Below are 24202 nucleotides of genomic sequence, written 5' to 3' on the forward strand. Positions count from 1 at the left end.
GCTCGCGATGAGGGCCTGATGACAGGCGCTCAGTGCCTTGCCGACTACTCGTCTTTCTTCATCAACCCAGCCAGCGCGGCAAACGGGTTGTGAGTCGCCTTGGCGATTTTCGGGGTGCTCAGGGAGCCGTCACCGAAGTATTGCTGGTCGGTGTAGCGCGAGTGTTCGTTGTCGTGGCAGTACAGGCACAGCAGTTCCCAGTTGGAACCGTCCTGGGGGTTGTTGTCGTGGTTGTGGTCGCGGTGGTGAACGGTCAGTTCGCTCAGGCGTTTGCCGGAGAACTCACGGGCGCAGCGGCCACAGACATGGGGGTACATTTTCAGGGCTTTGTCGCGGTAACCCATTTCCCGGTCGCGCTGGGCGTCAGCGAGGATGCGGTCCAGCTTCGCGGTATTGGAAGGAGGCGTTGACGAACTCATGGGTTCACCTTTGTAGATAAGACTGATGACGGTTGAACGAAGTTTAGCTCAGCCTTTGAGCTTCTCGGCAATCCAGATGGTGTGGCGGGTGCCTTTGTTGCCATGGGCGAACACTTGCACCTCTTCAGCCTTGAAGCCGGCCTTTTTCAGTTTGTCGGAAAACTGCCGGTCGGCGCTGGCCGACCAGACCGCCAGCACCCCTTTGGGCCGCAGGGCCTTCGCGCAGGCGGCCAGGCCGCCGGCCGAATACAGCCAGCTGTTGGCTTTCTGGGTCAGGCCTTCGGGGCCGTTGTCCACATCGAGCATGATCGCGTCGAAACCCAGGGGCTCGGCTTGCAGCACCTTGGCGACATCTTCCAGGCGGATCACCGTGCGCGGATCCTCCAGTGGCCGTCCGGCCTTTTCTCCGAGGGGGCCACGGTTCCACTCCACCACGCCGGGCACCAGCTCGGCCACCACTACCTCGGCGCTCTTGCCCAGGTGCTTGAGGGCCGAGGCGAGGGTGAATCCCATGCCGAGGCCGCCGATCAGCACCCGTGAACCCGGGCGTCCGGCGACCTTGCGGCAGGGAATCTCCGCCAGGGCGTCTTCGGAGCCGTGCATGCGGGTGTTCATCAACTGCCCGCCGTCACCGCCCTGGATCTTGATGACGAAGTCTTCGCCGTACTCGAACAGGCACAGGGCACCGCCATTGTCGGGGATGGGGGTGGTGTCGAGCAGAACGAAACGTTTCATGGAAATCTCATGGGGGAGGGGCTACGGTCTAGCCTGAAGATGACAGTAGCCACGGAGCCAGTGATGAAGTGCATCATTCTAACGGCCATTGCCCTGGCGGCGCTTCCATTAAGTTATGCACAGGCCCAGCAGCCGACGATTCCGGTAACCCCGCCCAGTGTGCCTGGTTCGCCCGGTACCGCCACACCGATGCCCTACCCACCGGTTGCGCCCAGCAGTGTGCCCAAGGCCGGTCCCGAAAATGGCGGGCCGCCCTTGTTGCCACCGATCGAGATGCCCAGGCCGCCGAAGGATCAGCCGCTGCCGGGAATGGAGGTGAAGCCGCCCAAGGCCAAGTCCCCGGGGGGCTGAACTTCATTTCTGCTTGAAGACGACTCCTCCTGTGGGAGCGGGCTTGCTCGCGAAGGCGTCGAATCAGCAGCATTGATGTTGATTGAGACACCGCTTTCGCGAGCAAGCCCGCTCCTACAAGGGGATGTACGCCTAGACCTGCTGCGACAGCAACTGCCCATCAGCCATGCGCAGGCGCTTGGACAGGGAGACGGCGAGGGCGCGGATGATTTTTGCGGCGACCTTGGGAGCGTCGTTGAGCATTTTTTCCAGGGAATCCTTGCCCAGGTTCAGCAGCTGGCAATCACTGGCGGCGATGCAACTGGCCGAACGCCGTTCGCCATCGAGCACCGCCATCTCACCGAACGCCCGGCCGCTGCGCAGGGTGGCGATGGTCACCGCTTGCCCGTCGGGACCGGTCTTCTGCACGGCCACCTGGCCAGTGTGGATGATGCACATGAAGCTGCCGGCATCGCCCTCGCGGAAAATCGCTTCGCCCTGGGCGATGGCGCTGATGCTGAAGTAACCCGACGCGGCGGCGAAGTCGACGGGCAGCAACTGATCGAACAGGCCGCAGTCCATCAGCCAGTGGCGGATTTCGTTGTTCAGTAAGGTCGGTTCTGGCATGGCTTTACGGTCTTTTTTCTTGTGTCTATTGCGGTTTCGGATTGGCTGGGTTTCAACAGAGCCCTGTGGGAGCGGGCTTGCCCGCGAACACGGACTGACATTCAACGGATGCGTCGACTGACATACCGAATTCGCGAGCAAGCCCGCTCCCACAATTTGAGACCGCGTCGTTCCCTAAGACCCGGTCCTCAACCAGAGTTCCTCAAGCCTTGCCCCAAATCTTCAACACAAATGCATATTCGAGCGCTACGTCACGCAATCCCTGGTAGCGTCCGCTCATTCCACCGTGGCCTGCGCCCAGTTCGGTCTTGAGCAGCAATGGGTTGTCATCGGTCTTGGTGGCGCGCAATTTCGCGACCCATTTGGCCGCTTCCCAATACTGCACGCGGCTGTCGTTGTAACCGGCGATGACCAGCAGCGCCGGGTACGCCTGGGCGCGGACGTTTTCGTAGGGCGCATAGGCCCTGATCCGATCATAGACGTCCGGCTCCTCCGGATTGCCCCATTCGTCGTATTCGGTGACGGTCAGTGGCAGGTCCGGGTCGAGCATGGTGTTGAGCACATCGACGAACGGCACTTCGGCAATCGCGACCTTGAACAGCTCCGGGCGTTGATTGAGGACCGCGCCGATCAGCAGGCCACCGGCGCTGCCGCCGCTGATCGCCAGTTGTTCGGCAGTGGTAAAGCCATTGGCGATCAGGTGCTCGGCGCACGCGATGAAGTCGCTGAAGGTGTTGTGTTTGTGTTCCTGCTTGCCGGCGCGGTACCAGGCTTCGCCGAGTTCGCCGCCACCACGCACATGGGCGATGGCAAAGGCGATGCCGCGGTCGAGCAGGCTCAGTCGTGCATGGGAGAACCACGGATCGAGGCTTTCACCATAGGCGCCGTAGCCATACAGATACAGCGGCACCGGTTGGCCGAGGGCTTCGCGCTTGACCACCAGGCTGATGGGCACCTGGGTGCCGTCCGGTGCTGTCGCCCACAGACGCTGGCTGACATAGGCATCGGCGTCGAACGGGCCCAACACGGGGGTTTGCTTGAGGACCACCTGCGCGCCACTGGCAAGGTCCAACTGACGGATCTGCGCCGGGCGGTTCAGGGCCTCATAGCGCAGGCGGATGCGCTCACTGGCGAACTCCAGGCTGTTCTGCACATGCAGGCTATAGGCTGCATCCGGCAGTTGCACGCGATAAGCCGGCAAATCCTGTGGATGCACCTCGATGATCGGCAGGCCACCCTCCCGCAGGCTCAAGGTCATGGCGCCGGCGTTCAGGCTCAGCCCATCGATCATCACCGTGTCGCTGTGGGGAATCAGGTTCCGCCAGTCGGCCTCGGTTGGCGCCATGCCCGTGTCGGGGGCCTGGTACAGCGCGAAATTGATCCCGTCGCGATTGGTGCGGATCAGCCAGGTCCATTGGCCGTCGAGCAGGCCGTGGTCGACGTCGTATTCGTGATGCTCCACCCGGGGCGCCAGGCAGGTGAAGGGCAGTTGAGGTTGGGCGGCATCCAGTACCCAGACTTCGCTGGTGGTCTTGCTGCCCAGGGACAGGATCAACTGCCGCTCGGAGCTCGAACGGTAGCAATGCAGAAAGAAGCGTCCGTCCGGCTCATGAAACACTTCTTCGGCGGCAGTGCCATCAAGGCGATAGCGCCAAAGTTTGTGGGGCCGGTGGGTTTCGTCCAGTTCGCCGAAAAACAGCGTCAGGCTGTCGTTGGCCCAGGTCATGCTGCCGTCGCAGTTTTCGAAGGACAGTTCGCTGACCTTGTCGTTGGACAGCTCCTTCACGAACAGCGTATAGATTTCGTCGCCCGTGGTGTCCAGGCTATAGGCCAGGCGCTGGTGGTCGGGGCTGATGCTGAACGCACCGAGGGAAAAGAAACCGCCACCTGCCAGAGCGTTCGGGTCCAGCAGCAACTGCTCGTAGTGTTCGTCCACGGTCAGGCTATCGTCCGCCGGACGCGGGCAGCGATAGTGGCGCGGGTATTCGTCGCCGGCCGTGGTGCGGGTGTAGTACAGATAGGGACCCCAGGGCGAGGGCAGGGACAGATCAGTCTCGAGGATCCGTCCCTTGATTTCCTGGAACAGGGTTTCGCGCAGTTCGGCCTGGTCGGCGAGTTGGTCTTCCTGGAAGCGATTTTCGGCCTTGAGGTAGTCGAGCACCGCGTCGGTGTCGCGTTCCTGCAGCCAGGCATACGGGTCGACACCGGGGTCCTTGCGGGCTACCGGGGCGTTGGAAACATGGGCGGATAAGGACATGAAAGGCTCTCGAACATATTCATGGCGCACGTCTGGGCAGCCTGACGGGCGAAAAGCCGTTACTATAAGCGCCTCTTTGCCTGCCTTGCCATGGACACCATGACCGAGAACGACTATCTGATCGCCTGGGGCCTCTACGCCTTCGCCGCACTGGGCTGCCTGCTGGTATGGATGCGCCTCACCCGCTGGATGTGGCGCTGGTTGCGCGAGCCGCTGCGGTTGCTGGTGGCGGTGTTGCTGTTCTGCCCCACCATTGTCGACCCGGTGAAGGACAAATTCGCCCCGGCTCTGGCCATTGTTGCCCTGGACATTCTGTTCAAGGTGGGCAACAACGTCTGGCGCGCGGCGTCCGATCTGCTCATGTACGGCATGATCGCCTTCGGCGTCTATTTGATCTTCGCATTGATCCGCTTCCCCATCGAGCGTGCATCCAACGCCCGCAAGGAGCGGGCCGCCGCCGCTGATGCGGAGGATGACGAGCCGCCGTTCGGTGTAGCCGGCGATGACCGTTACGGTCGCCCGCCGGTACCGAGCAATCCCCAGCGTTCACGTATCGAGCCGCGTCTGTAACCCGGCCTGCCCCTTCAAGCGAGAGTCCGAGCATGTGTGAGTTACTGGGCATGAGTGCCAATGTGCCGACCGACATCGTGTTCAGCTTCACCGGCCTGATGCAGCGCGGCGGCAAGACCGGGCCGCACCGGGACGGGTGGGGTATCGCGTTCTATGAAGGCCGTGGCCTGCGCCTGTTTCAGGACCCCGCGGCCAGCAGTGAGTCGGAAGTGGCGAACCTGGTACAGCGCTATCCGATCAAGAGCGAAGTGGTGATCGGGCATATCCGCCAGGCCAATGTCGGCAAGGTTTGCCTCTCCAACACCCACCCGTTCGTGCGCGAGCTGTGGGGACGGAACTGGTGTTTTGCCCATAACGGCCAGCTCGCGGGTTTCCAGCCGGCGGTAAGTTTTTACCGCCCGGTGGGCGATACCGACAGCGAAGCGGCGTTCTGCGACCTGCTCAACCGCGTGCGCCAGGCTTTTCCGGAGCCGGTGGAGGTTGAGCAATTGCTGCCCTCGCTGATCCAGGCCTGTTCCGAGTACCGCAGCAAGGGTGTGTTCAATTGCCTGCTCAGCGACGGCGACTGGCTGTTCTGCTATTGCTCGACCAAACTGGCCCAGATCACCCGTCGCGCGCCGTTTGGCCCGGCGCGGCTCAAGGACGTGGATGTGATTGTGGATTTCCAGGCCGAAACCACGCCCAACGACGTGGTCACGGTGATCGCCACCGAACCCTTGACCGAAAACGAAACCTGGACCCGCTACGAACCGGGCCAATGGAGCCTGTGGCGACGCGGCGAATGCGTCAGCCATGGCCGCACCGAATAAGGACGTCACGTTATGTTGCTCAGTTATCTACGGCTGGTGTTGTTTGCAGTGGGCCTTCTGGTCGGGGTCCAGGTACCGGGTTTCATCAGCGATTACGCCAAGCGGGTCGAAGCACACCTGATCGAGGCCCAGAACGGCCTGCAAGGGTTTCAGGGCACCGCCAACCAGTTTTTCAAGGGTGACATGCAGGCCCTGGTGGCCCATTACCGTGCCAGTGAGGACCCGATCTTTCGCAGCGATGCCGACAGCCTGAACACCCTGCTGGTGCGCCAGCAGGCGCTGGACAAGCAATACCAGGCGATGAAAGGCCCGTGGTATATCCGCTTGTTGCAAGTGGTGCTGGCCGCCGATCCGGACATCCGCAAGGAAACCTGGAACGGCTACAGCTACCAGATCCTGCTGACCCCCGAAGCGATGATCTGGGGCATCGGCGGCGCCATGCTGCTGTCGTTCGGCCTGGAATGCCTGTTCCGCCTGATCGACTGGGTGGTGCTGGGTGGCAAGCGCCTGCGCCAGAGCCGACCGATTGAAGAGCGGGATTTGCGCGGGCTGTAACACCGAGATCAAAACAGCTTTGTTGTGGCGAGGGGATGAATCCCCTCGCCACAACAGCATTCCAACCAGACACTCCACCGTTTCCCACCCAATCAACTTTTTCTTATGACCCGTCCGCAATTTTATTCGTTGGACGCGCCGCGCCGTGGGCCCAAGAATCGGCGCAACCGGTCTCTACGTTCGCAGCGTCGAGACTTATAACAATAAAACCGTGGAGAACCACCATGAGTGCCCCTGACACACTCGGCGTCCCCCAATCCCAGGCCCGTTCCGGTCCGTTCGACTGGTATCGCAACATCAATCAGCAGGAACGCCGCACCTTCTGGAGCTGCAAGATCGGTTATGCCCTGGACGGCATGGATACGCAGATGCTCAGTTTCGTGGTGCCGACCCTGATCGCGATGTGGGGTATCACCACCGGGCAAGCGGGGCTGATCCACACCAGCACCCTGATCGCCTCGGCTATCGGCGGCTGGGTAGCCGGTATTCTTTCGGACCGCATCGGTCGGGTCCGCACCCTGCAACTGACCGTGTTGTGGTTCGCCTTCTTCACCTTCCTGTGTGGCCTGGCCCAGAGTTACGAACAACTGCTGATCGCCCGTACCCTGATGGGCTTCGGCTTCGGTGGCGAATGGACCGCCGGCGCCGTGCTGATGGGCGAGGTGATCCGCGCCAAGGACCGCGGCAAGGCGGTTGGCATGGTGCAGGCGGGGTGGGCGCTGGGGTGGGGCATGACAGCGATTCTGTATGCGCTGCTGTTCTCGGTGCTGGCGCCGGAAGACGCCTGGCGCGCCCTGTTCATGCTTGGCCTGGTCCCGGCGATATTCGTGATTTTCGTCCGGCGACTGGTCAAGGATCCAGAGATCTATAACCAGACCAAAGCGCGCGAGGAACCGAGCAATCCGGCGAGGTTCTACGAGATTTTCGCACCTGGCATCCTCTTCACCACGATTCGCGCTTCGTTGCTGACCACCGGTGCGCTGGGTGGCTACTACGCCATCACCTCGTGGCTGCCGACCTTCCTGAAAAATGAACGTGGCTTGAGCGTCCTGAGTACCGGTGGCTACCTGGCGATGGTGATTGTCGGGTCCTACGTGGGTTATGTCATCAGCGCCTACTTGACTGACATCCTGGGCCGCAAGAAGAACTTTGTCCTGTTCGCCATCGGTTCGTTCGTCATCGTGTTGCTGTACACCCAGATGCCGGTAAGCAATAACGTGATGCTCTGGCTCGGCTTCCCCCTGGGCTTCTTCGCGTCGGGGATGTTCAGCGGCATGGGCTCGTTCCTGACCGAGCTGTTTCCGACCCGTATCCGCGGTTCGGGCCAGGGTTTCTGCTACAACATCGGTCGGGCACTGGCGGCGCTGTTCCCGTTGCTGATCGGCCTGCTGAGCCAGAAGGTGCCCTTGAGTGTCGGTATCGGTGCGTTCGCAGCCGTGTCCTACGGCGTGGTGATCCTGGCGGCCCTCAGTCTGCCGGAAACCCAGGGCAAACAATTGGATGCCGACTAACTGATAACCTGTGGGGCACATGCCCCATGGCCAGAAACAACCTACAGGAGCGTTCACAGTGAACCGCCTGCTATTGAACTGCGACATCGGCGAAAGCTTCGGCAACTGGACCATGGGTCTGGACGCCGAGGTGATGCCCTTCATCGATTGCGCCAACATCGCCTGCGGTTTTCATGCCGGTGACCCGAGCATCATGCGCAAGACCGTCAGCCTGGCCCTGAGCCATGGCGTAAAAATCGGCGCACACCCGGCCTATCAGGATCTGGCGGGTTTCGGCCGTCGCTCCATGGCCTACACCGCCCAGGAACTGCAGGACCTGCTGCATTACCAGATCGGCGCCCTCGACGGCATTTGCCGGGCCCAGGGTGGGCGGGTCAGCTACGTCAAACCCCATGGCGCGATGTACAACGACATGATGGCCAACCCGGCACAGTTGCGTGCTGTGATCCAGGCTGTCGCGGCCTACGACCCGCAGTTGCCGCTGATGCTGATGGCGACCCGGGACAACAGCGCCGCCCAGGCCCTGGGCGACGAATATGGCCTGACGTTGTGGTTCGAAGCTTTCGCCGACCGTGCCTACGACAGCGCCGGCCACCTGGTTTCACGGCAGTTGCCGGGCGCGGTGCATCACGACGCCGAGGTCATCATCGGGCAGGCCCTGACCATCGCCCGCGGCGACTCGTTGACCGCCACCGATGGCAGCGCGTTGCTCCTGCATGCCAATACCTTGTGCGTGCACGGCGACAACACCAGCTCCGTGGCGGCGGTGCAACGCATCCGTGAGGCACTGGACGGGCAGCGTGCATCATGAAACCACGGGTGGAAGTGGTGGCGGTGGACTGCCTGATGGTGCGCCTGTTCGATGAGATCGCCGAGACCCACATGCCGTGGATGCTCGCTGCCAGCGAGCGCCTGCGCGAGGTGTTCGCCGAATACCTGATCGACCTGGTGCCGTCCTACACCACGCTCATGGTGCATTACGACATGCTGGCGCTGAACCCGGCACAGGCTCGGGATCTGGTCAACGAGGCGCTGAACAATCTGTCCCCCGATGCCTGCTCGGTCGGCCAGCGCCATGTGCTGCCTGTGTGGTACGACCCCAGCGTCGGGCCTGAACTGAGCCTGTTGTCGAGCCGCAGCGGGTTGACGGTGGAACAGGTGATCCGTCGCCACAGCGAGCACGAATACCAGGTGTTTGCCCTGGGCTTTGCCCCCGGATTTGCCTTCATGGGGCTGGTGGACGAAGTACTGGCCGCGCCGCGCCTCGACACGCCGCGCAAGCGGGTGGCCGCGGGCAGCGTCGGCATTGCCGAGCGCCAGACCGCGGCGTACCCATTGGTGTCGCCCGGCGGCTGGAACCTGATCGGTCGTACTCCGGCCAAATTGTTCGATCGCGAACGTGACGGCTACAGCCTGATGCAGCCCGGCGACACGGTGCGTTTTGTCGCCGTGGATCACGCTGAATTCATCGCATTGGGTGGGGACGACACACCGCAGGAGGCCCTGGCATGAGCCGTTTGTTGATCGAGGCCAGCACACCGCTGTGCCTGTTGCAGGACGGTGGCCGTTTCGGCGTCAGGCATCTGGGCGTGACCCAGGGCGGCGCGGCGGATTGGCTGTCGATGGCCTGGGCCAACTGGATGCTGGGCAATGCCCTGGACGCGACGGTAGTGGAGATCACCCTCGGTGGCTTCACGGTGGTGGCTGAAGAGGATTGTGTATTGGCGCTGGCCGGGGCAGACCTCGGGGCACGGCTGGACGGCCAGGCCGTGGCAGCGTGGCGCTATTTCAGTTTGCGCAAGGGCCAGACCCTGTCGTTGACCCAACCTGTGCTGGGTGCTCGGGCGTACCTCGCGGCCCCCGGTGGGTTCGATGCACCGGCGGTGCTGGGCAGCCGGGCGACGGTGGTGCGTGAAGAGCTCGGCGGCCTGGATGGGCTGGGGCGAGCGCTGGGCCGTGGCGAGCACTTGAGCTATTCGGGCCCGGCCACGCCTCGGCCGATGCCGGGCAGGTTGATTCCGGATTTCCAGCAGGCCCGGCCGCTGGACCTGATCCTGGGGGCGCAGAATGGCGCGTTCAGCGGACGGAGCCTGTTCGATGCGTTCAACACGCCTTGGACACTGGACAGCCGCGCCGACCGCATGGGCATCCGCTTGCTGGGCGCCGGGCTGGAATACCAGGGACCTGCGATGATTTCCGAGGGCATTCCCCTGGGGGCCGTGCAGGTACCGCCGGACGGCCAGCCGATCGTGCTGCTCAACGACCGGCAGACCATTGGCGGCTACCCCCGCCTGGGCGCCTTGACGCCGTTGGCCCTGGCCCGGCTGGCGCAATGCCTGCCAGGCACGCAGGTGCGGTTGCGGCCGGTGGTGCAGGAGGTTGCGCATCGGCAGCAGGCGGAGTGTTTGCGCGGATTCATGGACCGCTGAAAGCATCGCGAGCAGGCTCGCTCCCACAGGGATCTTATGGATGACAAAGATCCGGTGTGGGAGCGAGCCCTGCTCGCGATGAGGTCCGAATGGTCGACAAGAATCTTTACTTGGAAAGAAACCGCATTCCTTCCTCCAACCCCCGCAGGGTCAGCGGGTACATCCGGTCCTCCACCAACTCCCGCACGATGTTGGTCGAGGCGGTGTAGCCCCAGGTGTCCTTCGGATAAGGGTTGATCCAGATGAGCTTTTTGTATTTCTCCATGAAGCGCTGCATCCACACGTAGCCTGCTTCCTCGTTCCAGTGTTCGACGCTGCCGCCGGCCTGGGTGATTTCATAGGGCGCCATGGCGGCGTCGCCGATGAAGATCACTTTGTAGTCGGCGCCGTACTTGTGCAGCAGGTCCTGGGTCGAGGTGCGTTCCGAGGTGCGGCGCAGGTTGTTTTTCCATACCGACTCGTACACGAAGTTGTGGAAGTAGAAATACTCCAGGTGTTTGAACTCGGTCTTGCAGGCCGAGAACAGTTCTTCGCAGATTTTCACGTGGGCATCCATCGAGCCGCCGATGTCGAACAGCAGCAACAGCTTGACGGTGTTGCGTCGTTCGGGGCGCATCTGGATGTTCAGCAGGCCGGCGTCCCGGGCGGTGTGGTCGATGGTGCCATCGATGTCCAGTTCTTCGGCTGCCCCTTGGCGAGCGAACTTGCGCAGGCGACGCAGGGCGATCTTGATGTTGCGGGTGCCCAGTTCCACCTGGTCGTCGAGGTTCTTGTACTCGCGTTGGTCCCAGACCTTCACGGCCTTGCCCTGGCGCTTGCCGGCGTCGCCGACGCGGATGCCTTCGGGGTTGAAACCACCGGAGCCGAACGGGCTGGTGCCGCCGGTGCCGATCCACTTGTTGCCGCCGGCATGGCGCTCCTTCTGTTCTTCCAGGCGCTTCTTGAATTCTTCGATCAGCTTGTCCAGGCCGCCCAGGGACTGGATCTGCGCCCGCTCCTCATCGGTCAGCGAACGCTCGAACTCCTTGCGCAGCCAGTCCTCGGGAATCAGCGCCTGGAGGTGATCGTCGAGTTTCTCCAGACCGTTGAAATAGGCGGCGAACGCCCGGTCGAATTTGTCGAAATGCCGTTCATCTTTCACCAGGATCGCCCGGGACAGGTAATAGAACTCGTCCATGTCGGCGAAGATCACCCGCTGTTTCAGCGCGTTGATCAGGTCCAGCAGCTCACGCACCGACACGGGCACCTTGGCGGCGCGCATCTCATTGAACAGATTCAGCAGCATGGCAGTTGCCCTCGTGCTTGTTGACGAAGAGGGCTCAACGCGTGCCGCGACGGCTCATGAACGCCAGGCGCTCAAGCAACTGCACGTCCTGTTCGTTCTTGACCAGTGCACCGGCCAGCGGCGGGATGGCCTTGGTCGGATCGCGCTCGCGCAGCACCGCTTCGCCGATGTTGTCGGCCATCAGCAGCTTGAGCCAGTCCACCAGCTCGGACGTGGAGGGTTTCTTCTTCAGGCCCGGCACTTTGCGCACGTCGAAGAACACGTCCAGCGCTTCGCTGACCAGGTCTTTCTTGATGTCCGGGTAGTGCACATCGACGATTTTCTGCAGGGTGACGCGGTCCGGGAAGGCGATGTAGTGGAAGAAACAGCGGCGCAGGAAGGCATCCGGCAGCTCTTTTTCGTTGTTGGAGGTAATGATGATGATCGGACGCTGCTTGGCCTTGATGGTTTCATTGGTCTCGTAGACGTAGAACTCCATCTTGTCGAGTTCCTGCAACAGGTCGTTGGGAAACTCGATGTCGGCCTTGTCGATCTCGTCGATCAGCAGGATGACCCGTTCTTCGGACTCGAAAGCCTCCCAGAGCTTGCCCTTCTTCAGGTAGTTGCGCACGTCGTGGACTTTATCCACCCCCAGTTGCGAGTCCCGCAGGCGGCTGACTGCGTCGTACTCGTACAGGCCCTGGTGGGCCTTGGTGGTGGACTTGATGTGCCAGGTGATCAGACGCGCGCCGAAGGACTGCGCCAGTTGTTCGGCCAGCATGGTCTTGCCGGTGCCCGGTTCGCCCTTGACCAGCAATGGCCGCTCCAGGGTAATGGCGGCGTTCACGGCCAGCTTCAGGTCATCGGTGGCCACGTAGGCGCTGGTGCCTTCGAACTTCATCTGCAGTTTCCTCGAACGTGTCGCTGGCCCGGCGAGGCGGGGCGCGCGAAATAAATGGCGTGCCCGACTATAACGCGACGTCCCGCCGACTGTGAACGCAGACGCTGTATTCAGTCTCTGAATGAGGCGTCACATGTTGACTCGGTCTTGGCGTATTTCTATGGGGACTCCCCCTCGCCACAAAAAAGACGCACGCCCTAATCCTTGGAAGGCGGTGGCTGCTCGTAGCGCGCATTGAACGCTTCGATGAACCCGTTGCGCAGGATCTGCAGGAAGGCTTCGAAGGCGCTGATGTCCTGTTGATGGACATTGCCACTGAGTTCAACCCGGGTGGCGAACTGGTTCTTGCGCTGGTTCTTCAGGGCCGTTTCGCCTGCGCCGACCAGCGCTTCCCAGACCGAGCGGAAAATGTTCTTTTTCTCGTTTTCCACATCCTGTTGCCAATCGAATACATCCACATCTCGCAGCAAAGGTTTGATGTAGCCGCTGAGTTTGGCGTTGTTTGCTTCAGCTTCGATCACCAGGTCGCCATGGCCGGCGTTGAAGTCGAACTTGCCATAGGCCGCGGCGAAATCGTTCAGGCGCTTGAGTTCGATGTTCCTGGCCCGCAGACGGAAATCGAAATCCTCGAACTTGCTCAGCGGGTCAAAGGTGGCTTGCATCTCCAGCGGCGCGTGTTCGGCCACCAGGGCCTTGCCCTCGAAGCGGGCGTCGCGCTTGCCTTCGGTGTCGACCACGTTGGTCAGGTTATAGAAGCTGGCATTGACCTCGGTAGCCCGCAGGTTGACCGGTGGCTTGGAGTTGAAGTTGCGAAAGGTCACCTTGCCCTCCCTGATCCGCACTTCGTTGAAGGTAATAGGCAGCAGTTTGCTCAGTTGCTCGCGCCAATTGGTACCCTGGCCGGTCTGGGAAGCTTGCCGGTTGCCGCCGCCATCGACGAAATTCACTTCGGGGCGGGCGAACTCCGCCTCGGCCACCACCGCGTGGTCGTACCACAGCGAGTGCCAGCTGACCGAGAGGTCGACCAGTGGCGCGTCGACGAACGGCACCGGGACCTTGCCGTCGACCTTGACGATTTTCAGACCGTTGATCCGATAGGCCCCGCGCCAGAGCGCCAGGTCCACGTCAATGACCTGGCCGCGGTAGTCGCCCATGTCGGCCAGTTTGTCGTTCAGGTAATTGCGCACGAGGTAAGGCAACGTGAAATGCAGGGCCACCAGCACCGCAACGATGGCCGCAAGGGTCCACAGTGGCCAGCTGTATCGACGCTTCATGTCATTGAGTCTCCGGCAATATTAAAACCATTGACCGTTGCGGCATCGCGAACGTTCGCTGCAACTGGACGCCCTTGGGCAACAGGCATACCTTTAGTCGCTGGTATTCACGCCTCACTAAGGACCTCGTCATGAGCCGTATCTACGCTGACAACGCCCATTCCATCGGCAATACGCCACTGGTACAGATCAACCGCATTGCCCCGCGGGGCGTGACCATCCTGGCCAAGATCGAAGGGCGCAACCCGGGGTATTCGGTCAAGTGCCGGATCGGCGCGAACATGATCTGGGACGCTGAAAGCACCGGCAGGCTCAAGCCGGGCATGACCATTGTCGAGCCGACCTCGGGCAATACCGGAATCGGCCTGGCGTTCGTTGCCGCCGCTCGTGGCTACAAGCTGATGCTGACCATGCCGGCCTCCATGAGCATCGAACGGCGCAAGGTGCTCAAGGCCCTGGGTGCCGAGCTGGTGCTGACCGAACCGGCCAAGGGCATGAAGGGGGCCATCGACAAAGCCGCCGAGATAGCTGCCAGCGACCCGTCCAGCTACTTCATGCCACAGCAGTTCGATAACCCGGCGAACCCGGCGATCCACGAAAAAACCACCGGTCCGGAAATCTGGAGCGACACCGACGGCGCGGTGGACGTGCTGGTGGCAGGCGTGGGCACCGGTGGCACCATTACCGGGGTCTCCCGCTATATCAAGAACACCTGCGGCAAGCCGATCCTGTCGGTGGCGGTGGAGCCGGAAAGTTCGCCGGTGATCACCCAGGCGCTGGCGGGCCAGGAAATCAAGCCCAGCCCCCACAAGATCCAGGGGATTGGCGCTGGATTCGTGCCGAAGAACCTGGATCTGTCGATGGTCGATCAGGTTGAGCGGGTAACGGACGACGAATCCAAGGCCATGGCCCTGCGCTTGATGCAGGAGGAGGGCATTCTGTGTGGCATCTCCTGTGGCGCGGCGATGGCCGTGGCCGCACGCCTGGCGGAAAAACCGGAGATGCAGGGCAAGACCATCGTGGTGATCCTGCCGGATTCGGGCGAGCGGTACTTGTCGAGCATGCTGTTCAGTGATCTGTTTAGCGAGCAGGAAAACCAGCAGTAATACGGTGGCAGGAAAGCCTCTGTGGCGAGGGGATAAATCCCCTCGCCACAGAGGCCTTCAGCAGGATTGAAGGTGTCTTGACTGGCGTCAGCCAGGGTTCAGGTGACGCCTGTTAGGTTTATTGCGTCCTGCACAACAGTGAATATTGCGTCAGACGATTTTTACCCGGGCCATGAGCATTTAGGCTCTGTACGAAAGGCCCACGGCCACGTCGGGCAGTTGACGTGGCCTCCGTTGTTTTTTGACAAGGAGTTATGAATGACCGTTTCGTTTGTCGCCAAGGCGTCGGTATTGCTGCTGTTTCTGGGCAGTACTCTTTATGTGCACCTGCGCGGCAAGGCGCGTTTGCCGGTGTTGCGCCAGTTCGTCAATCACTCGGCGCTGTTCGCCCCCTATAACACCCTGATGTACCTGTTCTCCGGCGTACCTTCCCGGCCGTACCTGGACCGCAGCAAGTTCCCCGAACTGGATGTGCTCAAGGACAACTGGCAGGTCATCCGTGACGAGGCGATGCACCTGTTCGACGAGGGTTACATCCGGGCTGCCGAGAAGAACAACGACGCCGGCTTCGGTTCGTTCTTCAAAAAGGGCTGGAAGCGTTTCTACCTCAAGTGGTACGACAAACCGCTGCCGTCGGCCGAAGTGCTGTGCCCAAGGACCGTCGAGCTGGTCAACCGGATTCCCAATGTCCGCGGCGCGATGTTTGCGTTGCTGCCGGGGGACAGCCATTTGAACCCGCACCGCGATCCGTTCGCCGGCTCGTTGCGCTATCACCTGGGGCTTTCCACACCCAACTCCGACGATTGTCGGATCTTCGTCGATGGCCAGATCTATGCGTGGCGTGACGGCGAAGACGTGATGTTCGATGAGACCTACGTGCATTGGGTCAAGAATGAAACACCCCAGACTCGCGTGATCCTGTTCTGCGACGTCGAGCGCCCCTTGAGCAACCGGTTGATGACCCGTCTCAATCGCGCTGTCAGCGGCATGCTTGGTCGCGCTACCGCGCCGCAGAATCTGGATGACGAACGCGTCGGCGGCATCAACCAGGCCTATGCCTGGAGCAAGTCGTTCAGCGACGGTATCAGCGGTCGGGTCAAGCAATGGAAACGCAAGTATCCCAAAGTGTATCGGGTGATGCGGCCGGTACTGGCAGTGCTGGTGCTCACGGCGCTTGGCTATTGGTTGTTCGGTTAACGGTTGCGCAATACCTCGGGCGCTGGTTATAGTCGGCGCTCGTCGGGTTTTCGAACCCACTCCTCAAAGAGATCGGCTCATGCCTGTATCCCCTGTCATCGCGGTTGTGGTTCCAGCGTCCAACGCTGGCGTCGTGCCGTGCGGGGATCAGCAGCCTGTGCAGATCGGTCAATACCCCCCACCTGCCAGTAGCCCATCGGTATACGCCGTCGTATCACCGCCGGGTGTTGGCGTGCAGGGCTGATCGGCAACGGTTGCCATCCCCTGTGCCTGCCTGAAAAAACTACTGGACTTCAGCCTCGGCTGAGTTGGCTTTTGCCTGACTACAGGTGGTATCCATGTTTTCCCTATCCAAGAACGCCTTATTGGCGGCGGCTTCCACGAGCCTGTTCGTCCTGCTGTGGAGCAGCGGGGCAATCTTTTCCAAACTGGGCCTGGCCCACGCTTCACCTTTTGCTTTCCTGCTAATCCGATTTGCCATCGCACTGTGTGCATTGGTGCTGTTGATCCCGGTGTTCAAGTTCAAGCTACCCAAGGCCGGTAAGCCGATGATTTTTGCCGCGACCACCGGATTGGTGCTGCTGGGGGCCTATCAGATTTTTTATCTGCTGGCCCTGCAAATGAACGTGACCCCCGGCATGATGGCGACCCTGATGGGCGTACAACCCATTCTTACCGTCGTACTCGTGGAACGGCAGCGTTCCTGGCAGCGTCTGTTCGGCCTGGCACTCGGGTTGGTCGGACTGGTCATGGTGGTGTACCAAGGCATCGGGTTGGCCGGGATGTCGTTGACCGGGATGCTGTGCGGCTTGCTGGCGCTGGTGTCCATGACCGCGGGCTCGATCATGCAGAAGCGCATCACCGATAATCCCCTCGGCACACTGCCGGTGCAGTACCTGGCCGGGCTTTTATTGTGTGCGGTGTTCGTACCGTTCCAGCCGTTCCATTTCGAAAGCAACGCGGGCTTCATCGTGCCGGTGTTGTGGATGGGGTTGGTGGTCTCGGTGCTGGCAACCTTGCTGCTGTACCGGCTGATTGCGCGGGGCAACCTGGTAAATGTCACCAGCCTGTTCTACCTGGTGCCGGCGGTGACGGCGGTCATGGATTACCTGGTGTTCGGCAACCGGCTGGCGCTGTTGAGCTTGCTGGGGATGGTACTGATCATCGTCGGGCTGGTGTTTGTGTTTCGTAAGAGTGGCTGATCGTTAGATTTTTGCTGACTGTCCCATTGCTTTCGCGAGCAAGCCCGCTCCCACAAGTACTACACAATACCTGTGGGAGCGGGCTTGCTCGCGAATGCATTTTTCGCCACGCCGACACCTTACCGGGCAGGCGCTTCAACCGGTTTCGCTACTGAAGGCTTCAACACCAGCCACAGCGCTGCCGCAATCAGCACCCCGCCATACAGATGGGCCATCCCCAGCGGCTCACCCAGCAACAACGCCCCCCACAGCACGCCGAAAGGCGGAATCAGGAACGTGACGGTCATCGACTTGACCGGCCCGATGGAGCTGATCAGCCGGAAATACAGGATGTACGCCAGCGCGGTGCACACCAGGCCCAACCCCAGCAATGACAGCCAGACGTTCCAGCCGCCCCAGCTGGCCGGAGGGTGGCTGATGACGCTGTAACCGAACAGCGGCAGGAGGAACATCGTGGCGCCGAACATGCTGCCCAGGGTCGAGAGGCGGCTGTCCAGCCCACCCTGATGGTCGAGCCAGCGACGGGTGAAGAATCCGGCGAAACCATAACAGGTGGTGGCCATCAGGCAGGCGAGGGCGCCCATCAACAGTTGCAGGTCGAAGGCCACCGGGCCGGCGCGGGTCAGGATGCCGACGCCAAGCAGTCCGAGGAACACTCCGCTGACCTTGGCCACCGTGAGCTGCTCGCTGAAGAACAGCCCACCGATCAACACCCCCATCAGCGGCGTCGTGGCGTTGAAGATCGCCGAGTAACCGGCCGGAAGGGTCTGGGCCGCCAGGGAATAGAAGGTCGCCGGAATGCCCGAATTGATCAGGCCCAGCCCCATCACGACTTTCAGCTTGCCGCGGAAATTCCAGTCGACCCGCATCAGTGCCAGGATCACCACCAACCCGACGAAGGCGATGGAAACCCGAAAAAAGGCCGTGGGGATCGTGCCGATGACGGGGGCGATAATGCGCATGAACAGGAAGCTCGCCCCCCAGATGGCGGCCAATGACAGCAGACGCAGGAGATCGACGAGGTTCACGAGGGATTCCTTCCATGGTTGGCTCGCAAGTGTCGCCCTCCTGTGGACCGATGGCAATGGTTGCGTTGCCGCGTGATTGGCCTCTAAGCTCAGCCGCTCACAACAAGACGCCCCGCCGAGGTTTTCCCTATGCCGCAGCCATGGCCCGCCAGCGATATCGCCCGTTCGATTCTCGACGGCTTCGACGATTATCGCGAGCATTTCCGGCAGATTACCGACGGTGCCCGTGCCCGGTTCGAGCAGGCCCGATGGCAGGAGGCGCAAGCAGCTTCCGCGGCGCGGATCAATCTGTACGAAGAAAAAGTCTTCGAAACCGTGGCCCGACTGCGCAAGGCCTTCGACGCCGAGGCGCTGATGGATGTGGACTGCTGGCCGCTGGTGAAAAGTGCCTATATCAGCCTGATCGACCTGCGTTTCGACGATGAGCTGTCCGAAACCTGGTACAACTCGATTTTCTGCGGCCTGTTCAGCCATGACCTGATCAGCGACGGCACCATGTTCATCCACACCACCCGGCCGAGCCTGCGCCGGGCCCGTTCCGCACAGACCCGTACCTACAAGCCCCTGGGGCAACTGGACCGGATGCTCGCGGACATTTTCGCCGATTACCGGTTCAGTGAGGACTACGCTGACTTGGCGGGCGACCTGCGGCGCCTCGAAGCCCAGCTGCGGGAAAACCTGCCGGATTGGGTCTGCAAGGACCCGGAGTTGACCGTGGAGCTGTTCTCATCGGTGCTCTATCGCAACAAGGGCGCCTACCTGGTTGGCCGGATTTTCACCCGCGACGACCAGTGGCCGCTAGTGATTCCGCTGCTGCACCGCGAGGGCCGGGGCATCCAGATCGACGCGCTGATCACCGACGAGGCCCAGGTCTCGATCATCTTCTCGTTCACCCGTTCGTATTTCATGGTGGACGTGCCGGTGCCGGCGGAATTCATTGGCTTCCTCAAGCGTATCCTGCCGGGCAAACATGTCGCCGAGCTGTACACCTCCATCGGTTTTTACAAGCACGGCAAGTCCGAATTCTACCGGGCCTTGATCAACCACCTGGCGAACACCGACGACCGTTTCATCATGGCGCCGGGGGTGCGTGGCATGGTCATGAGCGTGTTCACGCTGCCGGGTTTCAACACGGTGTTCAAGATCATCAAGGACCGTTTCTCGCCGTCGAAAAACGTCGACCGGGCCACGGTGATCGAGAAGTACCGGTTGGTGAAAAGTGTCGACCGGGTCGGCCGCATGGCCGATACCCAGGAGTTCGCCGACTTCCGTTTCCCCCTGGGCAAATTCGAACCGGCGTGCCTGGAAGAACTGCTGGAAGTGGCCCCCTCCACGGTGTCGGTGGAAGGCGATACGGTGCTGATCCGTCACTGCTGGACCGAACGGCGCATGACACCGCTGAACCTCTATCTGGAAAACGCCAGCGAGGCCCAGGTGCGAGAGGCGCTGGAGGACTATGGCCTGGCCATCAAGCAACTGGCGGCGGCCAATATCTTCCCCGGCGACATGCTGCTCAAGAACTTCGGCGTGACCCGCCATGGTCGCGTGGTGTTCTACGACTACGATGAGATCTGCTTTCTCACCGAAGCCAACTTCCGACACATCCCCCAACCCCGCACCCCGGAAGACGAAATGGCCTCCGAACCGTGGTACTCCATCGGTCCGCTGGACGTGTTTCCCGAAGAGTTTCCGCCGTTCCTGTTCGCCGACGCCGGGCAGCGCAAGCTGTTCGACCAACTGCACGGCGAGTTGTACAACGCCGATTACTGGAAAGGTCTGCAAGAGGCCATTCGGGCGGGGAAGGTGATTGATGTGTTCCCGTATCGGCGCAAGGGATAGGAGCAGCTTCAAGCTTCAAGCTTCAAGCGGCAAGTTTTGAGTTTCCAGCCAACGCCGCTTGCAACTTGCAACTTGCAACTTGCAGCTTGCAGCTTGAAACTTGCCGCTGCTCTTTCTCCCCTTGCGTACCCGATGACTGACCAAGCCCCCGCTATCGACAAACTGCTGAAAAACCTCGACCACGCCATGCTCGCCGATCGTCACCGGTTGCGGCGGCAGTTGCTCGAACTGCGCAAGAAGCCCGATGAGGCCAAGCTGGCCCAATGGGTGGCGCGCATGCAAGCGTCGTGTGACCAGGTGCTGGCGCGCAAGGCCAGCCTGCCGCTGATTCGCTATGACGACAATTTGCCGATCGCCGCCAAGCGCGACGAAATCAAAGAGGCGTTGCTCAAGCATCAGGTGCTGATCATCGCCGGTGAAACCGGCTCGGGAAAAACCACGCAGTTGCCGAAGATCTGCCTGGAAATCGGCCGCGGCCAGTATGGCTTGATCGGTCACACCCAGCCCCGTCGGATCGCCGCCCGCAGCGTGGCGAGCCGGGTGGCCGAGGAACTGGCCACGCCGTTGGGCGCGTTGGTGGGGTATCAGGTGCGCTTCGAGGACCAGAGCGACACCAACACCCTGATCAAATTGATGACCGACGGCATCCTGCTGGCCGAGACCCAGAACGACCGCTACCTCGAGCGCTACGACACGATCATCGTCGACGAAGCCCACGAACGCAGCCTGAACATCGATTTCCTGCTGGGCTACCTCAAGACCCTGCTGCCGCGCCGCCCGGACCTCAAGGTGATCATCACCTCGGCGACCATCGACCTGGAGCGCTTTTCCAAGCATTTCGACGACGCACCGATCGTTGAGGTCTCGGGTCGCACCTTCCCGGTGGAAACCTGGTATCGCCCGCTGACTCTGGAGCAGGACGAGGAGGGCAACCGGGTCGAGGACGACTTGACCGTTGACCAGGCGATCCTCGCCACCCTCGATGAGATCGCCGCCTATGAGCGCAGCGAACGCCGCAGCCCTGGGGATGTGCTGGTGTTCCTGCCGGGTGAGCGGGAGATTCGCGATGCGGCGGAGATGCTGCGCAAGGCCCAGCTCAAGCACACCGAGATCCTGCCGCTGTATGCGCGGCTGTCACCGGCTGAGCAGCAGCGGATCTTCCAGTCCCACCCGGGCCGTCGCGTGGTGCTGGCGACCAACGTCGCTGAAACCTCGCTGACCGTGCCGGGTATCCGCTACGTGATCGACAGCGGCACCGCGCGCATCAGTCGCTACAGCTACCGAGCCAAGGTCCAGCGCTTGCCCATCGAGGCCATTTCCCAGGCCAGCGCTAACCAGCGCAAGGGGCGTTGCGGGCGGGTCGAGCCGGGGATTTGCGTGCGGTTGTACAGCGAGGAGGATTTTCTTGGGCGGCCGGAATTTACCGATCCCGAGATCCTGCGCACCAACCTGGCGGCGGTGATCCTGCAGATGCTGCACCTGCGCCTGGGTGAGATCACCGAATTCCCGTTTATCGAACCGCCGGATGGCAAAGCCATCAGCGACGGTTTCAACCTGCTGCAAGAACTCTCGGCGGTGGACCGCAACAGTCAGCTGACCCCGCTCGGTCGGCAATTGGCGCGCCTGCCGGTGGACCCGCGCATGGGCCGCATGCTGCTGGAAGCGGCGAAGCTGGGCAGCCTGCAGGAAGTGTTGATCGTCGCCAGCGCCATGTCGATCCAGGACCCGCGCGAACGTCCGCCGGAGCGTCAGCAGGCGGCCGACCAGGCCCACGCCCAGTGGAAGGACCCGGACTCGGACTTCGCCGGGTTGGTCAACCTGTGGCGCGGTTTCGAGGAGCAGCGCCAGGCCCTGACCGCCAGCCCGCTGCGCAACTGGTGCCGCAAGAACTTCCTCAACTACCTGCGCCTGCGCGAGTGGCGCGACGCCCATCGCCAGTTGAGCCTGATTTGCCGCGACATGCAGTTGGGCCTCAACAAGGACCCTGCCGACTATCCGAAACTGCACAAAGCGGTGCTCTCGGGTTTGCTCAGTCAGATCGGCCAGAAAACCGAAGACGGCGATTACCTCGGTGCTCGCCAGCGGCGGTTCTGGGTCCACCCCTCGTCAGGCCTGGGCAAGAAGCGTCCGCAGTGGCTGATGACCGCCGAACTGGTGGAAACCACCAAGCTGTACGCACGCATGGTGGCCAAGATCGAGCCGGACTGGATCGAGCCGCTGGCCGGGCACCTGATCAAGAAAAACCACTTCGAACCCCATTGGGAGAAGAAGCGCGGGCAAGTGGTGGCCTATGAGCAGATTACCCTGTTCGGGCTCATCGTCGTCGGCCGGCGGCCGGTGCATTACGGGCCGGTGGACCCGGTGGTGTCCCGTGAGCTGTTCATCCGCGAGGCGCTGGTGCGCGGCGAGATCCAGTCCAAGGCCAAGTGCCTGGGCGCCAATACCCGCTTGCTGGAGCAACTCGACGAACTGGAAGCCAAGGCCCGCCGCCGCGACATCCTGGCGGACGAGGAAACCCTGTTCGCGTTCTACGATGCCCGTTTGCCGGCCGAGATCCACCAGACCGCGACGTTCGATAGCTGGTATCGGATCAACAGCCAGAAAGACCCGCAATTGCTGATCATGCGCGAGGAAGACGTGTTGGCCCGCGAGGCCAGCGAGGTCACCGCCACGCAATACCCCGATACCTTGCGTGTCGGCGACCTGACCTTGCCGCTGAGCTACCACTTCGAGCCCAACCATCCCCGCGACGGCGTGACCTTGCGCGTGCCGGCACCGTTGTTGCCGATGCTGCCGCCGGAGCGCCTGGAATGGCTGGTGCCGGGGATGATCGAGGCCAAGTGCATCGCCCTGGTGCGCAACCTGCCCAAGGCGCTGCGCAAGAACTTCGTGCCGGTGCCTGACTTCGTCAAGGCTGCGCTGCAGCGCATCACCTTCGCCGAAGGTTCGTTGCCGCAGTCTCTGGGCCGTGAGTTGCTGCGCATGACCGGCGCACGGGTCAGCGACGAAGCCTGGGCGGAAGCGGCCCAGCAGGTGGAAAGCCATCTGCGCATGAACCTGGAAATCGTCGACGGCCAGGGCAAGTTCCTCGGCGAGGGCCGCGACCTGGCCGAGCTGACAGCACGCTTTGCCGAGGCCAGCCAGGCGGCCTTGGCCGTGCCGCAAACGGCAAAAAGCCAGGCACCGGTGGAGGCGAAGGTCTTCGCGCCGGTGGCCGAGAAAACCCAGCAGAAGATCGCCGGGCTGTCGATGACGGTCTATCCGGCGCTGGTGGAAGAGGGCGGCGTGGTCAAGGAAGGACGTTTCCCGACCCCGGCCGAAGCCGAATTCCAGCATCGCCGCGCCTTGCAGCGGTTGTTGATGCAGCAACTGGCGGAGTCGGCCAAGTTCCTGCGTGGCAAGCTGCCGGGGCTGACGGAGCTGGGTCTGCTGTACCGCGACTTGGGCCGCATCGACGCTCTGGTGGAAGACATCCTGCTGGCCAGTCTCGACAGTTGCGTGCTGGAAGGCGAAGCGAGCCTGCCCCGTGACGGCGCCGCGCTGGCGTCCCTGGCCGAGCGCAAGCGTGGCGGCTGGACCGAACACGCCGAACGGCTGGCGAAGCTGACCCTGGATATCCTCAAGCTCTGGCATGGCCTGCAAAAGCGCTTCAAAGGCAAGATCGATCTGGCCCAGGCCGTGGCGCTGAACGACATCAAGCAACAGCTCAGCCATCTGGTGTACCCGGGCTTCGTGCGCGAAACCCCGCATCAATGGCTCAAGGAACTGCCGCGCTATCTCAAGGCCATCGAGCAGCGTTTCGAGAAGCTGGGCAGTCAGGTGCAGAAAGACCGGGTCTGGAGCGGCGAACTGTCGAACCTCTGGGCTCAATACCAGACCCGCGCCGGCAAACACGCCCAGGAAGGCAAGCGCGATCCGCAACTGGAGCTTTACCGCTGGTGGCTGGAGGAATACCGGGTGTCGCTGTTCGCCCAGCAACTGGGGACCAAGGTGCCGATTTCGGACAAGCGCTTGGGTAAGCAGTGGGGGCAGGTGGAGGGGTGATCGCAGAAGTACCCCTGTGGGAGCGGGCTTGCTCGCGAATGCAATTGCACATTCGACATTGATGCAAGCTGATCCACCGCTTTCGCGAGCAAGCCCGCTCCCACA

The 24202-nt window shown here is 62.0% G+C and carries 21 protein-coding genes; 13 read left to right on the forward strand and 8 right to left on the reverse strand.

All coding sequences use genetic code 11. The annotated features are described in order from the left end of the window. Nucleotides 1-44: 44 nt before the first annotated feature. Nucleotides 45-419 (reverse strand): YajD family HNH nuclease, encoded by a 375-nt coding sequence (locus FBX99_RS12720; RefSeq protein WP_003184246.1) that lies wholly within the window; start codon nucleotides 417-419, stop codon nucleotides 45-47. Between the two features lie 48 nt (nucleotides 420-467). Then, on the reverse strand, nucleotides 468-1154 hold the full coding sequence (locus FBX99_RS12725) for a spermidine synthase (protein ID WP_144929119.1): 687 nt from the start codon (nucleotides 1152-1154) through the stop codon (nucleotides 468-470). Nucleotides 1155-1217: 63 nt separating this feature from the next. On the opposite strand from FBX99_RS12725, the gene FBX99_RS12730 reads away from it, so the two are divergent. Next, complete coding sequence (locus tag FBX99_RS12730; RefSeq protein WP_145131735.1) at nucleotides 1218-1505, forward strand: hypothetical protein; 288 nt, start codon at nucleotides 1218-1220, stop codon at nucleotides 1503-1505. A gap of 132 nt (nucleotides 1506-1637) precedes the next feature. Here the strand turns inward: FBX99_RS12730 and FBX99_RS12735 are convergent, their stop codons facing one another. Continuing rightward, nucleotides 1638-2111, reverse strand: coding sequence for a cyclic nucleotide-binding domain-containing protein (locus tag FBX99_RS12735; protein WP_144930688.1), 474 nt, complete (start codon nucleotides 2109-2111; stop codon nucleotides 1638-1640). A gap of 202 nt (nucleotides 2112-2313) precedes the next feature. After that, nucleotides 2314-4368, reverse strand: a complete 2055-nt coding sequence (locus tag FBX99_RS12745; protein ID WP_144930692.1) for a S9 family peptidase — start codon at nucleotides 4366-4368, stop codon at nucleotides 2314-2316. A 90-nt stretch (nucleotides 4369-4458) separates the two neighbouring features. On the opposite strand from FBX99_RS12745, the gene FBX99_RS12750 reads away from it, so the two are divergent. The 7 genes from FBX99_RS12750 (at nucleotide 4459) to FBX99_RS12780 (ending at nucleotide 10242) form a co-directional block, all read left to right on the forward strand. Continuing rightward, nucleotides 4459-4938: an MFS transporter gene (locus tag FBX99_RS12750; protein WP_145131737.1), complete on the forward strand. Its 480-nt coding sequence runs from the start codon at nucleotides 4459-4461 to the stop codon at nucleotides 4936-4938. Nucleotides 4939-4970: 32 nt separating this feature from the next. Further along, nucleotides 4971-5747: a class II glutamine amidotransferase gene (locus tag FBX99_RS12755; protein WP_144930694.1), complete on the forward strand. Its 777-nt coding sequence runs from the start codon at nucleotides 4971-4973 to the stop codon at nucleotides 5745-5747. A 12-nt stretch (nucleotides 5748-5759) separates the two neighbouring features. Then, nucleotides 5760-6302, forward strand: coding sequence for a DUF2937 family protein (locus FBX99_RS12760; RefSeq protein WP_144930696.1), 543 nt, complete (start codon nucleotides 5760-5762; stop codon nucleotides 6300-6302). Between the two features lie 224 nt (nucleotides 6303-6526). Continuing rightward, nucleotides 6527-7813 carry an MFS transporter gene (locus tag FBX99_RS12765; RefSeq protein WP_144930698.1) on the forward strand — a complete coding sequence of 429 codons (1287 nt, stop codon included), beginning with the start codon at nucleotides 6527-6529 and terminating at the stop codon, nucleotides 7811-7813. Between the two features lie 58 nt (nucleotides 7814-7871). Continuing rightward, a complete protein-coding gene (locus FBX99_RS12770; RefSeq protein ID WP_144930700.1) occupies nucleotides 7872-8624 on the forward strand; it encodes a 5-oxoprolinase subunit PxpA in 753 nt (250 codons plus the stop codon). Beyond that, nucleotides 8621-9325 (forward strand): 5-oxoprolinase subunit PxpB, encoded by a 705-nt coding sequence (gene pxpB / locus FBX99_RS12775; protein WP_144930702.1) that lies wholly within the window; start codon nucleotides 8621-8623, stop codon nucleotides 9323-9325. The genes FBX99_RS12770 and pxpB overlap by 4 nt, the downstream gene beginning before the upstream one ends. Continuing rightward, entirely contained in the window at nucleotides 9322-10242 is a 921-nt protein-coding gene (locus tag FBX99_RS12780; protein WP_144930704.1) for a biotin-dependent carboxyltransferase family protein, read from the forward strand. The genes pxpB and FBX99_RS12780 overlap by 4 nt, the downstream gene beginning before the upstream one ends. A gap of 106 nt (nucleotides 10243-10348) precedes the next feature. On the opposite strand, the gene FBX99_RS12785 is transcribed toward FBX99_RS12780, so the two are convergent. The 3 genes from FBX99_RS12785 to FBX99_RS12795 all read right to left on the reverse strand — a co-directional run bounded on the left by FBX99_RS12785 (nucleotide 10349) and on the right by FBX99_RS12795 (nucleotide 13681). Beyond that, entirely contained in the window at nucleotides 10349-11527 is a 1179-nt protein-coding gene (locus tag FBX99_RS12785) for a VWA domain-containing protein (RefSeq protein ID WP_003198888.1), read from the reverse strand. A gap of 34 nt (nucleotides 11528-11561) precedes the next feature. Then, a complete protein-coding gene (locus FBX99_RS12790) occupies nucleotides 11562-12407 on the reverse strand; it encodes a MoxR family ATPase (RefSeq protein WP_144930705.1) in 846 nt (281 codons plus the stop codon). 197 nt (nucleotides 12408-12604) lie between these two features. Next, on the reverse strand, nucleotides 12605-13681 hold the full coding sequence (locus FBX99_RS12795; protein WP_144930707.1) for a DUF748 domain-containing protein: 1077 nt from the start codon (nucleotides 13679-13681) through the stop codon (nucleotides 12605-12607). A gap of 131 nt (nucleotides 13682-13812) precedes the next feature. Between FBX99_RS12795 and cysK the strand changes: the two genes are divergently transcribed. The 3 genes from cysK to FBX99_RS12810 all read left to right on the forward strand — a co-directional run bounded on the left by cysK (nucleotide 13813) and on the right by FBX99_RS12810 (nucleotide 17186). Next, nucleotides 13813-14787 carry a cysteine synthase A gene (cysK, locus tag FBX99_RS12800; protein WP_144930709.1) on the forward strand — a complete coding sequence of 325 codons (975 nt, stop codon included), beginning with the start codon at nucleotides 13813-13815 and terminating at the stop codon, nucleotides 14785-14787. Between the two features lie 258 nt (nucleotides 14788-15045). Further along, nucleotides 15046-15984, forward strand: coding sequence for an aspartyl/asparaginyl beta-hydroxylase domain-containing protein (locus FBX99_RS12805; RefSeq protein WP_144930711.1), 939 nt, complete (start codon nucleotides 15046-15048; stop codon nucleotides 15982-15984). 338 nt (nucleotides 15985-16322) lie between these two features. Beyond that, on the forward strand, nucleotides 16323-17186 hold the full coding sequence (locus FBX99_RS12810) for a DMT family transporter (protein ID WP_144930714.1): 864 nt from the start codon (nucleotides 16323-16325) through the stop codon (nucleotides 17184-17186). Nucleotides 17187-17305: 119 nt separating this feature from the next. Here FBX99_RS12810 and FBX99_RS12815 read toward each other — a convergent pair whose 3' ends face one another. Next, on the reverse strand, nucleotides 17306-18214 hold the full coding sequence (locus FBX99_RS12815) for a DMT family transporter (protein WP_144930715.1): 909 nt from the start codon (nucleotides 18212-18214) through the stop codon (nucleotides 17306-17308). 129 nt (nucleotides 18215-18343) lie between these two features. Here FBX99_RS12815 and aceK point away from each other — a divergent pair, with 129 nt between their 5' ends. Then, nucleotides 18344-20053: a bifunctional isocitrate dehydrogenase kinase/phosphatase gene (aceK, locus tag FBX99_RS12820; protein WP_144930717.1), complete on the forward strand. Its 1710-nt coding sequence runs from the start codon at nucleotides 18344-18346 to the stop codon at nucleotides 20051-20053. Nucleotides 20054-20185: 132 nt separating this feature from the next. Further along, complete coding sequence (gene hrpA / locus FBX99_RS12825; RefSeq protein WP_144930719.1) at nucleotides 20186-24097, forward strand: ATP-dependent RNA helicase HrpA; 3912 nt, start codon at nucleotides 20186-20188, stop codon at nucleotides 24095-24097. Nucleotides 24098-24202 lie beyond the last annotated feature (105 nt).

The organism is Pseudomonas sp. SJZ074 (genome assembly GCF_007828215.1).
Classification (GTDB): Bacteria; Pseudomonadota; Gammaproteobacteria; order Pseudomonadales; family Pseudomonadaceae; genus Aquipseudomonas.

Excerpts from the sequence above, each read along its gene's own strand:
- cysK (WP_144930709.1), top strand. The coding sequence starts at position 13,813 with ATGAGCCGTATCTACGCTGACAACGCCCATTCCATCGGCAATACGCCA.
- pxpB (WP_144930702.1), top strand. The coding sequence starts at position 8,621 with ATGAAACCACGGGTGGAAGTGGTGGCGGTGGACTGCCTGATGGTGCGC.
- FBX99_RS12735 (WP_144930688.1), bottom strand. The coding sequence starts at position 2,111 with ATGCCAGAACCGACCTTACTGAACAACGAAATCCGCCACTGGCTGATG.
- FBX99_RS12790 (WP_144930705.1), bottom strand. The coding sequence starts at position 12,407 with ATGAAGTTCGAAGGCACCAGCGCCTACGTGGCCACCGATGACCTGAAG.
- FBX99_RS12755 (WP_144930694.1), top strand. The coding sequence starts at position 4,971 with ATGTGTGAGTTACTGGGCATGAGTGCCAATGTGCCGACCGACATCGTG.
- FBX99_RS12765 (WP_144930698.1), top strand. The coding sequence starts at position 6,527 with ATGAGTGCCCCTGACACACTCGGCGTCCCCCAATCCCAGGCCCGTTCC.
- FBX99_RS12760 (WP_144930696.1), top strand. The coding sequence starts at position 5,760 with ATGTTGCTCAGTTATCTACGGCTGGTGTTGTTTGCAGTGGGCCTTCTG.
- FBX99_RS12725 (WP_144929119.1), bottom strand. The coding sequence starts at position 1,154 with ATGAAACGTTTCGTTCTGCTCGACACCACCCCCATCCCCGACAATGGC.
- FBX99_RS12810 (WP_144930714.1), top strand. The coding sequence starts at position 16,323 with ATGTTTTCCCTATCCAAGAACGCCTTATTGGCGGCGGCTTCCACGAGC.
- FBX99_RS12720 (WP_003184246.1), bottom strand. The coding sequence starts at position 419 with ATGAGTTCGTCAACGCCTCCTTCCAATACCGCGAAGCTGGACCGCATC.
- FBX99_RS12730 (WP_145131735.1), top strand. The coding sequence starts at position 1,218 with ATGAAGTGCATCATTCTAACGGCCATTGCCCTGGCGGCGCTTCCATTA.
- FBX99_RS12750 (WP_145131737.1), top strand. The coding sequence starts at position 4,459 with ATGGACACCATGACCGAGAACGACTATCTGATCGCCTGGGGCCTCTAC.
- aceK (WP_144930717.1), top strand. The coding sequence starts at position 18,344 with ATGCCGCAGCCATGGCCCGCCAGCGATATCGCCCGTTCGATTCTCGAC.
- FBX99_RS12785 (WP_003198888.1), bottom strand. The coding sequence starts at position 11,527 with ATGCTGCTGAATCTGTTCAATGAGATGCGCGCCGCCAAGGTGCCCGTG.
- FBX99_RS12795 (WP_144930707.1), bottom strand. The coding sequence starts at position 13,681 with ATGAAGCGTCGATACAGCTGGCCACTGTGGACCCTTGCGGCCATCGTT.
- FBX99_RS12780 (WP_144930704.1), top strand. The coding sequence starts at position 9,322 with ATGAGCCGTTTGTTGATCGAGGCCAGCACACCGCTGTGCCTGTTGCAG.
- FBX99_RS12805 (WP_144930711.1), top strand. The coding sequence starts at position 15,046 with ATGACCGTTTCGTTTGTCGCCAAGGCGTCGGTATTGCTGCTGTTTCTG.
- FBX99_RS12745 (WP_144930692.1), bottom strand. The coding sequence starts at position 4,368 with ATGTCCTTATCCGCCCATGTTTCCAACGCCCCGGTAGCCCGCAAGGAC.
- hrpA (WP_144930719.1), top strand. The coding sequence starts at position 20,186 with ATGACTGACCAAGCCCCCGCTATCGACAAACTGCTGAAAAACCTCGAC.